The sequence below is a fragment of the Sphingobacterium sp. CZ-UAM genome (assembly GCF_002000245.1).
Lineage (GTDB): Bacteria > Bacteroidota > Bacteroidia > Sphingobacteriales > Sphingobacteriaceae > Sphingobacterium.
In genome coordinates this window covers 175,013-187,212 of sequence record NZ_MTCM01000007.1, presented here as the reverse complement: position 1 = coordinate 187,212, position 12,200 = coordinate 175,013, and the positions used below count along the sequence as shown (strand labels likewise).

6 protein-coding genes are annotated in these 12,200 nt (G+C 44.4%); 5 read left to right on the top strand and 1 reads right to left on the bottom strand.

Annotation, left to right across the window (positions count from 1 at the left end; translation table 11 throughout):
- Window position 1: 1 nt before the first annotated feature.
- A complete protein-coding gene (locus BWD42_RS21360) occupies window positions 2–2,752 on the bottom strand; it encodes a substrate-binding domain-containing protein (RefSeq protein WP_077438435.1) in 2,751 nt (916 codons plus the stop codon).
- A gap of 292 nt (window positions 2,753–3,044) precedes the next feature.
- On the opposite strand from BWD42_RS21360, the gene BWD42_RS21355 reads away from it, so the two are divergent.
- From BWD42_RS21355 to BWD42_RS21335, 5 genes are all read left to right on the top strand, one after another.
- A complete protein-coding gene (locus BWD42_RS21355) occupies window positions 3,045–4,367 on the top strand; it encodes a sugar porter family MFS transporter (protein ID WP_077438434.1) in 1,323 nt (440 codons plus the stop codon).
- A 50-nt stretch (window positions 4,368–4,417) separates the two neighbouring features.
- On the top strand, window positions 4,418–5,374 hold the full coding sequence (locus BWD42_RS21350; protein WP_175992116.1) for a carbohydrate kinase family protein: 957 nt from the start codon (window positions 4,418–4,420) through the stop codon (window positions 5,372–5,374).
- An 85-nt stretch (window positions 5,375–5,459) separates the two neighbouring features.
- Window positions 5,460–8,585 carry a SusC/RagA family TonB-linked outer membrane protein gene (locus BWD42_RS21345; protein WP_139351238.1) on the top strand — a complete coding sequence of 1,042 codons (3,126 nt, stop codon included), beginning with the start codon at window positions 5,460–5,462 and terminating at the stop codon, window positions 8,583–8,585.
- Window positions 8,586–8,686: 101 nt separating this feature from the next.
- Window positions 8,687–10,369 carry a RagB/SusD family nutrient uptake outer membrane protein gene (locus BWD42_RS21340; protein ID WP_077438431.1) on the top strand — a complete coding sequence of 561 codons (1,683 nt, stop codon included), beginning with the start codon at window positions 8,687–8,689 and terminating at the stop codon, window positions 10,367–10,369.
- A gap of 250 nt (window positions 10,370–10,619) precedes the next feature.
- Window positions 10,620–12,128, top strand: a complete 1,509-nt coding sequence (locus BWD42_RS21335) for a glycoside hydrolase family 32 protein (RefSeq protein ID WP_077438430.1) — start codon at window positions 10,620–10,622, stop codon at window positions 12,126–12,128.
- The last annotated feature ends 72 nt before the right edge of the window (window positions 12,129–12,200 follow it).

Below are 12,200 nucleotides of genomic sequence, written 5' to 3'. Positions count from 1 at the left end.
GTTATTTCTTGTCCAGTTCTTTTTTATATGCGCTCGGTGACTGGCCGTATTTCTTTTTAAACGCTGAGGCAAAATAGGAGGCCGAAGAGAAACCGACATGGCTGTAGATCTCATTGATATGGAGTCCGTCAGCCATCAGGCTTTTTGCCTTTTTGAGTCTTCTCTCAACAATATACTCACTGATGCTGCAATCGAGCAACTGTTTGACTTTGCGATACAGCTGTACGCGCGATAAGTTGAGTTCACCGGCGATATCGTCCACGCTCAGCCGCTGATCGGACAGCTTCGATTCGACTATAGCCGAAAAGCTATTGAGAAACCTTCTGTTGCTCTCGTTGATGGAATCCGATTGCTGTGCTTCAAATTGCTCGACATTACTACTATATTTTTCTTTAAGCTGATGCCGTGATTGTAGAATATTGGCAATCCTTGCCCGAAGGACTGCGGCATTGAATGGTTTGGTCATGTAGTCATCTGCTTTCAGTAGATTTCCTTCAAGGATGGTCTCTTCGTTCGCTAATGCACTCAACAGAATGACTGGAATATGGGCCGTTTGGTAAAATGTCTTGATGTCCTTGAGTATATCCAGACCACTGCCGTCAGGGAGCATGATGTCGGTGAGCACCAGATCCGGAAAATGTGTTTTCATCAAAGCGCTGGCCTGCCCCGAATCTCTTGCTAAGAAGAGATTATAATCGTTTTCCAGAATGGATCTGAGGTAATCTCTGATTTCATCGTCATCTTCAACAATCATAATGCTCTTCGATTTATTGGAATGAAAAGAGAGATTCCTATCAGGAGATTTTACTTCAGTATCCAATAACTCGTGTTGCCGGAACACAGGTTTTACATCGGATATAGCCGTTAGGATCTCCTCCTGTTCATAATGGGTATTACCGATAGGCATCCTTAGGGTGAAGATCGAACCATGGCCCAATTTACTGCTGGCCGTGATCTGTCCATGGTGCAGTTCGACAATCTGTTTGACATAGGCCAGGCCAATTCCGGATCCACTACGGCTGCCTGTTCCTTGATAGAAAGGATCAAATATATGCTCGATATCAATCGGTGCTATCCCAAGACCATTGTCCAGTACGCGCAAATAGAAATAATCTTTGAAACTATTTTCTTCGAGTGAAATTTCAATCCGGCCACTGGTTGCGGTGTGCTTTATGGCATTGGAAAGAAGATTGGAGAGGACCTGTTCCATCAGATATTCGTCGATCCAGACCTCTTTGAGCATACTTTTATTGATGTAGCTGATTGATATCCTACTTTTTTTGAGCAAGGGTTTAAAGCTGTTGATAACCTGCTGTATAAAAGGATCGATATGTACGGCCGATACCTGGAGCTTGATTTTCGATTTGCTGATCCGATGGATATCGATCAGGTCGCTGACAAGCCGCTGCAATTTTTTCGCACTTCTTTTGACACGCGACAACTGCTCTCGGACATCTTCTGATAGATCTTTCCGTATTTCGAGCTCCTCGATAGGGGCCAGGATAAGCGTTAGCGGGGTTTTAAACTCGTGGGAGATATTGGTGAAAAAATTGTTTTTGATTTCTGCAGCCTGCTGAATCTGGCTGTTCATCTCCACGATCTGCTTTTGCTGGGAAAGGATCTCTCCGTTCTGGATTTCGAGATGTTTGTTTTTCTCCCAGTTGCTTTTGATAACGATAATGGAAATGCCCCCAAATACCACGGCGAGCACCAAACTGACAACGAGCACATTGAGGACAGATTTTTGATTTTGGTAAATCCGGTTCTGCTCGGTGATAAATTCCTGCCTTTTGTCAATGTCGGCCTGTTGCTGTTGGATCTTTTGTGACTGTAGGGCCAATAGTTCGGCATTTGTCCGGTCGATAACGGCGGTAGCGAGAATGTTTTCGCGTTTATAATGCTGATTGTTAATAATTGCCAGTGCGGTTCGGATGGCTTCAGTTCCACCGGTAGGATAGAGCATAGAGGCGTACATATGACCTTGCATAATCTGCTCAAGACCATTACCCCGTCCGGGAAGCGCATCTACTCCGATGATTTTAATCTCTTTTTGAAGTTGCACCTCGTCCAGGGCCTTTTTTACGCCCATGGCCATCTGATCATTGAAGGTAAAGATAACATCACTTTGTGCCATTTGAGCGATATGTTTGCGCATTTCAGTGTATGCTGTATTCTTTTCCCATCCACCATGGATAATGGCGTTGACCTGCATACCGCTTACGGCTGCTATACTTTGCATAAATCCCTTTTCACGTTCGATTGACGCAGAGGTGCCCGATAATCCTGTCACTAATCCGATCTTTCCTTTACCTTGGAGGATAGTCTGGCTATATTGACCAGCAAGTTTTCCAATGGCCAGGTTGTCGGCCCCAACATAAGCGTTGTATTGGCCTGAAGAGGTTTTACGATCGGTAACAATTACGGGTATTTTGCGCTGGAATACAGAGTCAACAATCGGTGTAAGCGGTTCGGCTTCATTGGGTGAAACTATCAACAGGTCGATACCCGCTTTGGTCAGTTCGCGTATTTGATCAATCTGTTTCGCATTATTGCCCTGGGCATCGCGGTACAAGAACTCAATATCAGGATTAAAGGAGAGTTCCCGTTTCATTTCCTCGAGCATAGTTTGCCGCCATGCGTCATTTCCGATGCACTGTGAAAAAGCAATGACCCGCTTCTTTTTCTGGCTTGCCGATTGACAACCCCATAAAAGCAGCAGGACCAACATGCCATAAACGGTATATTTTCCCATGTTTTTTTCCCCTTTACATTCCGAATATACATTATTTCGTTTTTTTTAGATAATAAGCACCCTGTTAGTGTATTCTTTACACTAAAAACAGATCGATGAAATATGTATCATTTTCTATAAGATATGTCTAAAAACTGAAAGTTTGAAAATTTTGATTTCGCTTAAGTGGTTGGTATATAAATGTTTGTGCTATTTCTAAAAATGTTACATAAATAAATGTTTTTGCGCTCTCCAAATTTAAGTAAGCGTGAAGCTAGGGTTAAATTTGAGTTAATCAATTGTAGATCATAAGATGAACAAAAACACAGTATTAGCATGGTCTTTTGTAGTAGCATTAGGCGGATTTTTATTTGGCTTTGATACAGCTGTTATTTCAGGCGCTGAAAAAGCCGTGCAGGAACATTGGCATTTGAGCGAGTTTCAGCATGGGCTTACGATGGCCATTGCATTAATAGGTACGGTCGTTGGTGCAGCATTGGGCGCTTGGCCATCCGATAAACTGGGCCGAAAGAACACATTATTCGTTGTCGCAGCCTTATATTTTATTTCAGCGATCGGAAGTGCGTTGGCCAGTGACTGGACAGTATTTATTCTATTTCGTTTTTTGGGTGGTATTGGCGTCGGTGTATCATCCGTGACAGCACCTATCTATATTTCGGAGATTTCACCCGCAGCTTCACGCGGCAAGCTGGTGGGTCTCTTTCAGTTTAATGTGGTATTGGGCATTCTGATCGCTTATTTATCCAATTACTTTATCGGACAGGGCGGGGAGGAATCCTGGCGCTGGATGCTGGGAGTGCAGTGCTTTCCGTCTTTGCTGTTTTTTGTGCTGATCTTCTTTATTCCAGAAAGTCCCAGATGGTTGTTATTGCACAAGAATAACCTACCTGAAGCGACAAAGATCATGCAACGAATCAATTCGGAAGGCTACGAACTTGAAATCCAGAAAATTCAGGAATCAAAAGATAAGTTGGCGGGTGAGGGTAAATTATTTATTCGGGAAAATGCCCGGCCAATTTTACTGGCCCTCTGTTTTGCGCTGTTCAATCAGCTTTCGGGTATTAATGCGATTATCTATTACGCACCGCGTGTTTTTGAAATGGCCGGCCTAGGTTCACAGAGCTCCCTGCTTTCGACAGTAGGGATCGGTGTGATCAATTTTATTTTCACGCTGGTGGCCATTAATTTTATAGATAAAATAGGCCGCAAAAAACTAATGCTCGTAGGTTCGATCGGTTTGATCGTATCGCTCGCACTGGTTTCACAGGCTTTCTATACAGGGCAGACAACAGGTTTTGCCATTACGATCTATCTGATGAGTTTTATCGCCTTCTTCGCATTCTCTCAAGGGGCAGTGATCTGGGTATTTATTTCCGAAATTTTTCCCAATGATGTGCGTGCCAAAGGGCAGACATTTGGCAGTTTGACACATTGGGTAATGGCTGCAATTATTACTTTTTGCTTTCCCGCACTGACAGAAATGGTCGGCGGTGGTGGTACCTTTCTGATCTTTGCGCTATTTATGGTATTGCAACTTATTTATGTCCTGAAATTTATGCCTGAAACGAAAGGGCGCTCACTGGAGGATATGGGGCAGACAATCAATCTGCATTAAAATAGCGCTATTATAGATCCAATCACTTCGGTGAACAAATAAAGATGACAATGAAAAATCTGAATAAATCAATACAGGGAGTTTGTTTCGGAGAGGTTCTTTGGGATAATCTGCCAACCGGAAAGAAATTGGGCGGTGCTCCGCTAAATGTTGCTTATCATCTCAATAAGCTGGGTGTTGTTACACAGATGCTAACCCGTATCGGAAGAGATGAAAATGGTAAAGAATTGCTGGCAGTATGTCAACAGTTGGGAGTTCCGACCACATTTTTTCAGTATGACGACAGTTTACCAACCTCCACGGTTGAAGTGACGATTGATGCAGACCGTAATGTACAATACGACATTGTATATCCTGTGGCATGGGACAAAATTGAAGTAGGACCAGCCGTACTGGAAGCGGTTTCCAAAGCGGATTTTTTGGTGTATGGCAGTCTGGCCTGTCGCGATGATGTGAGCTTCCAAAGTCTGTTGACCTTGTTAAAGGCAGCCCCTTTTCGGGTGATGGACGTTAATTTGCGCGCTCCTTTTTTTGATCCGAATCGCTTGCATGAATTATTGCGTTATGCGGATCTCGTTAAAATGAATGCAGAGGAATTGCATATCATTGCCGAATGGAGCGGTGCGCCGGCAACCTATACCGACCAGCAGCGGGTGGATCTGCTGTTGGATTGCTTTGCCATTCAGGAAGCTATTGTTACCTATGGCGCGGCTGGAGCAGTGTACCATCATAAAAAAGCAAATATCAGTTATCATTTTCCTGCATTGAAAGTACAGGTGGAAGATACCATCGGAAGTGGTGATTCGTTTTTAGCGGCTTTTTTGACCAAACGCTTTCAGATGGCAGAAGGGATCGCCTTGGAGGAGGTGCTTGAGTTTGCGGCTACCTTAAGTGGTTTTGTGACACAGAGCAGGGGGGCATGTCCCGCTTATAATGAAGCGGATATCAACCGCTTCCATTGGCTGAACCCCATCTTCCGCGATAACGAACAGAAGATGAAGTTATAGCTGCCTGTACCGCAAAGAGGGAAAATGCGGTATAGGCAAAAAGAGGAAAAATAATCAATTAATAATCTACTTATAATAACCAATTATGTTTACAAGACAGCAAGCTATGTTGCTTCCGTCTTTGGCTCTCTTTTCGGTTGTTGCTTTTGCGCAGCAGACAGAAATTCGGGGGCGGATCACGGACAGTGCGACAGCAACCCCAGTTGTGGGGGCATCGTTGATGGTCAAGGGAACCAGCCAGGCAACAAAGACAAATGAAAAAGGGGAATTTGTGCTGCAGTTATCCGGCAGTAACGGTACCTTAGAAATCTCTAATGTTGGCTACGAATCCCAAACGGTACTTTTGGGGAACAGAAAGTTTTTGGATATCCGGCTGGTCAGTACCGAAAAAGGACTTGATGAGGTGGTTGTCACGGGTTATCAGCGCGAGCGTAAGAAGGATCTGACCGGTGCCGTCAGTGTCGTGAATGTAAGCGAAATGATGAAAGCTCCGGAAAATAACCCAATGAAAGCCCTTCAGGGCCGCGTAGCGGGCATGACGGTGACTTCCGATGGTAGCCCAAGCGGTGCGGCCACAGTACGCATGCGCGGTATCAGTTCGATCAACAGCAGCCAGGATCCGCTCTATGTCATCGATGGTATCCCCACCCAAGGGGGCATGCATGAGCTCAATTCCAATGATATCGAAAGCATTCAGGTGCTAAAAGACGCCTCTTCGGCAAGTATATACGGTTCGCGTGCGGCAAATGGCGTTATTGTGATCACAACAAAAAGAGGAAAACTTGGTGCTCCGAAGCTTACGGTCGACGCCTATGTGACCAGCACGCATTTTAATAATCGCATGAAAGTGCTCAATGCACAGCAATATGGTCAGGCACTTTGGCGGGCGACAATCAATAGTGGCGGTAATCCGAACAGCAATAATATCGGCTATCAATTTGAATGGAACAATGATGCCAATGGTCTGCCACAGCTTAACAATGTGTCTGTATCGAAATATATTGATCGCGAACATACCATGTATGCAGCGGATACCGATTGGTTTGATGAAGTATCTAAACCGGGCTTGCTTCAATCGTACAATGCAACCTTAAGTTCGGCGACAGAAAAGTCAAGTTCTTATTTTTCTTTGGGTTATCTGGACAATAGTGGAACACTGCGGTATACCGATTTCCGACGTATATCGGCCCGGATGAATGCCGATTATAAACTGTTTGACGGGAAACTCATCGTCGGTGAGAATTTTACGGTGAACAACACGGGGGAGGTACAGGTTCCCGGAGATGTGCTCGATCTATCGTTGAAGGCATTACCGATCATACCGGTACATACCGTAGACGGAATAGGCTGGGGCGGACCTGCCCTAGGAATGAATGACCGTCATAATCCAATGCGCCTGTTGCATGATAACAGAAATAATAAAAACAATTACTGGCGCTTATTTGGAAATGCTTACGCTGATTTGCAGCTGATCAAAGACCTGCACCTGCGCACGAGTTACGGTATAGATTACAGTAATTTCTACAAACGCAACCTTGAAGTTTCCTATCGTTCGGGTTTTATGAGCAGCAGTAGAAGCGCTGTGAATATGGAACAGACCCAAGGGTTAAAATGGACCTGGTCGAATACTGCGACGTATAGAAAAGAGATTGAAAAACATACCATAGACCTACTGGCTGGAATAGAAATGAATCGTCAGAACGACATCAATTTTAACGCATATACAGCCGGTGATGGCGCTTTTTCCATTGAAACACCGGAATATATGTGGCCCGGTGTAAGTACGGGGACGGCTGCTGTGGGCGGTGGCTCCACCGGATTTTCACTCCTTTCCTATTTTGGAAAGGCTAACTACGCCTACGATGAACGCTACCTGGCCTCCTTCACCGTGAGACATGATGGTTCTTCCCGTTTTGGGAAAAACAATCGCTTTGCCACTTTTCCGGCGGTAACGGCTGGATGGCGGATTTCATCCGAACGTTTTATGGCCGGTACCAAAGACTTTATCACTGATCTTAAACTGCGTGCAGGTTGGGGGCAGACCGGTAACCAGGGGATCGGCAATCTGGCAACCTATGCTCTTTACGTTCCTGAATATGGCGTCGGCGATCCTACATGGAATATTGTGGATGGTACCGCTTATGATCTTTCGGGCGCAGGAACAGGGACGCTTCCTTCAGGATACCGAAAAATCCAAACTGAAAATAACGACCTAAAGTGGGAAACAACGACACAGACCAATATCGGTCTGGACTTTACGCTATTTGGCCAAAGCCTTTACGGATCCGTAGACTGGTATATTAAAGCGACAAAAGATATGCTGATCAATCCGGCTTATATCGGCGTGTTAGGTGAGGGTGGTTACCGCTGGGCCAATGGAGCTTCCATGGAAAATAAGGGTCTGGATATTACCGCGGGTTACCGCAATAAGACTTCTTTTGGACTGGATTATGATATAACTGCTGTCCTTTCGTCGTATAAAAATAAGGTAACCCACCTGCCTGAAGCCGTGGAAAACTCTTACGGAGGCCGCCAGGGTGATAATATTATCGGCCGACCATTGGGTTCATTTTACGGTTATGTAACAGATGGCATCTTTCAGAATCAAAAGGAAGTTGACGATCACGTCAATCAGGCCGGTAAAGGTATTGGCCGTTTGCGTTATGTCAACGTGTATGCCGCAGATCAGCAGATCACGGACATGGACCGCACTTGGATCGGCAACCCGCATCCTGATTTTTCTTATAGTTTGAATATTGCCTTGAAATACAGAGGATTTGATCTGTCGGCCTATTTTCAGGGGGTACAGGGGATAGATGTTGAAAACTGGCTGAAAAAACAGACTGATTTCTGGAGTGTCGATGATGTAAATTCCAATAAAGGTGTACGTCTGCTCAATGCCTGGACACCACAGAATCCCGCTTCGACCATCCCAGCTTTGCAGACAACAAACAATAATGATGAAGGACGTCTATCCAATTACTTTATAGAAAATGGATCCTATATGAAACTTCGCAACCTGTCTCTTGGCTATACTTTGCCAACGGCTACAGCTTCCCGTTTGCGGATGAGCCGCTTACGCGTGTATGTGACCGGACAGAACCTGTTTACGGTAAAATCGAAGAATTTCACAGGTGTGGATCCTGAGAATGTAGGCTGGGGATACCCGATTCCGACGACATGGACTGCAGGTGTAAATATCGGCTTTTAATAGTGGGATCGAATAGAAAGGATCGAAAATCTTAAAGGATAAGAAGCGGAACGAAAACAATAAATCCATGGAAATATAGACTATTAAAAAATAGAATTCCAATGAAAAAAATAACCAATAAAATAGCGATAATGATGGTACTTGCCGGTATGCTGTCCGGATGTACCAAGTTCTTGGACCAGACACCGAATGGCGTTCTGAGCTCCGATCAGGTCAAGGAACCGGAACGATTACTCACAGCCACCTATGCAGCTTTAGGCAATGACCATTATGATGTGCCTTTTAGCTTATGGCCCTATGGTACGGTACGGTCCGATGATGCCTATAAAGGCGGTTCGGGACCACAGGATATCCAGACATTCCATTTTTTGGAAGTTTCCAGCAATGTGATGACCAATTTCGCAGAGATAGATAAGTTATGGTTTCAGTTGTATGTAGCCATTTCGCGTGCCAATACGACAATAAAAACAATCCAGGAAATGGATAATTTTGAGGGTAAAGAAAGCAAATTGGCCGAAGCAAGATTCCTAAGAGGCCATTTCTATTTCATGCTCAAAACGCTTTTTAAGTATGTCCCTTATATCGATGAAACTGTACCAGTAGATAGTTATGAAACCGTATCGAACAGGGCATTGAACAATGACATGCTCTGGCAAAAGATTGTTGATGATTTTCAATATGCAGTAGAACATTTGCCTGCTGTACAAGCTGAAGTCGGCCGTGCCAACCGGATTGCCGCAGCAGCCTATCTGGCGAAAACATACCTGTACAAAGCCTATCGCCAGGACAACGAAGAACGGCATACCGTAACCGGGATCAACTCGGGCGATCTCGAAAAAGTCTTACAAAATACAGAGATCGTACTTGCCTCGAACCATGCCCTTGAAGCAGATTTTGCATTCAACTTTCTACCCGGAAAATATGAGAATGGTACGGAAGCACTCTTTTCCATCCAGTTTTCAAAAGATGACGGAACAAAATTCGGACGTGTGAATTTCTCGGATCTGCTTTCTGTACCAATGGGCTTGGGCTGTTGTGATTTCAACAAACCCAGCCAGAACCTCGTGAATGCATTCCGCACAACAGGAAAGGGAGTGCCACTCGATAATTACAATAGCTTGAATGCCTTCAATGCATCGGAAAAATATGATCCCAGGTTATTCCATACGGTGGCAATTCCGGGGCTGCCTTATAAATATAACAGCAAACGTATCTATGAGGAGAGCTGGAACCGTAATCCTGCGGATTATTCGGTGTATGCTTCGTTGAAGGAGAATGTTGATCCGGATTGCGATTGCTTTGTCCCAATGGCTCCATTCTTTGCGAATACAAAAAACCGTATTGTCTTGCGTGTTGCTGACCTCATATTGATGCGCGCGGAGGCGCTGATTGAACTGCACCGGTCGGCCGAAGCTTTACCACTGATCAACCAGGTACGTTTGCGTGCAAAAAATAGCGCTTCAATGACCGGTTACGCTACGGATAAGATGCTGATAGAAACCTATAAAAATGGGGACAACATCATATGGAACGAGGAAAACGCCCGTAAGGCTTTGCGATGGGAACGTCGCCTGGAGCTGGCGATGGAAAACGGCCGCTTCTTTGACCTGGTCAGATGGGGAATAGCGGATAAGAATATGAATGCATATTATGAAACTGAGAAATCACGTCGTTCTTATTACGCATCAGCTCATTTTACAGCAGATAAGAATGAATATCTGCCGATCCCGGAAGCGCAGATAAGACTGAGTAAGTACCTCTACAAACAGAATCCGGGATATTAACTAACACAATAACCAATTTATACCAATGGGAACATTAAAATATACGATCGGATTGGGACCCATAGTCCTGTTTATAACAGAACTTAATTTTACTCCGCTGATTGTGCCTTCCAATAAGGTTTTCTTAAACCATTTATGCCGATCAGGGAACAATTAAAGTCAATGCGATGAAAATCGAAAAATCATAAGAATTATCATTATTTTAAGAACTCAGGTGAAATGGGATAAATGATATTAAACTAATTAAGCTATGAATAGAATGAAGAAATACGGAGCCGCCATGCTTTTTGCGGGCATGCTGAGCTCAGCTTTTGCGCAGGTAGGACAGCAGGGCAGTAATGACCAGCTGGAAAAATACCGGCCGAGCTACCATTTTACACCCAAACAGGGTTGGATGAATGATCCCAATGGCATGGTATATCTCAATGGAAATTATCACCTCTTTTTTCAGCATAACCCTGAAAAATCAGTTTGGGGGCCAATGCACTGGGGGCACGCTATCAGCAAAGATCTGATTCATTGGGACGAGCAAAAAATTGCTTTGTATCCCGATAGTTTGGGGACGATCTTTTCGGGAAGTTCGGTGATTGATAAAAATAATACCGCTGGTTTTGGAAAGGGGGCTATGGTCGCTATTTTTACACACCACAATCATCAGGAGGAAGAGCGGAAAACCGGCCTGCACCAAAATCAGAGTTTGGCCTATAGCCTGGATCAGGGCGCAACCTGGACCAAATACAAAGGTAACCCAGTGCTACCAAATCCCGGGATTTGGGATTTTCGCGATCCCAAGGTGATGTGGTTCGAAAAATCAAAAAGCTGGATTATGACGCTGGCAACCAAAGATTGCATTACCTTTTATTCGTCCAAAAACTTAAAAGAGTGGAAAAAGGAGAGCGAATTCGGCAAGGAAGTGGGCGCACATGGCGGAGTCTGGGAATGTCCTGACCTGATTCCAATGAAATACAAAGGGGAGACGAAATGGGTACTATTGGTGAGCATCAATCCGGGAGGTCCCAATGGTGGTTCGGTGACACAGTATTTTGTAGGTGATTTTGATGGGCATCAATTTCAGCCGGCAGACACATCAATTAAATGGTTAGATTGGGGACCTGATAACTATGCGGGAGTAACCTGGAGTAATCTCGGCGGGCGGCAGCTGATGATCGGCTGGATGAGTAATTGGCAATATGCCAATGTGGTGCCGACGACACGTTGGCGTTCATCTTCCACAATTCCGCGTGATCTAGCTTTGCAAAAAGTAGATCAGAAATATTATGTGAGCAGCTCAGCGGCACCGGAGTTGGCCAAAGCATTTCGGCCGGTAAAAAAATATCGGGCAAATCAATCCAAAGAGCTCAGTATACAGGAACAGTTGCCGCAAGCTTTTCGGTTGGACATCAATAAGTTAAAACAACAGAATTTTAAGGTGATTTTGTCAAATACTATTGGAAATGAGCTTGTTGTAGGGTATGACAAAGATCAAAAAGCATATTATATTGACCGCTCAAAATCCGGAGAAATTGCTTTCAATGCCGATTTCCCAAAAACAAGTACGGCGAAAAGATTATCCAATAATGAATCATTATCCTTAAGTCTATATATTGACGTTAGTTCTGTAGAGCTCTTTGCTGATGGTGGATTAACGGCAATGACCGGCTTGTTTTTTCCGCAGGAGCCAATGACCCGGCTACGTATTGTAGGAGAGGATAACTTAATCTTCCAGGATATAGACATCGCGGCATTTAAGGATAAATAAGCGTTGTAACTTAATGAGCCTTTCTGCGTAATCAGAAAGGCTCTCAGAAAATAGTGTATAGGAAACGTTTCA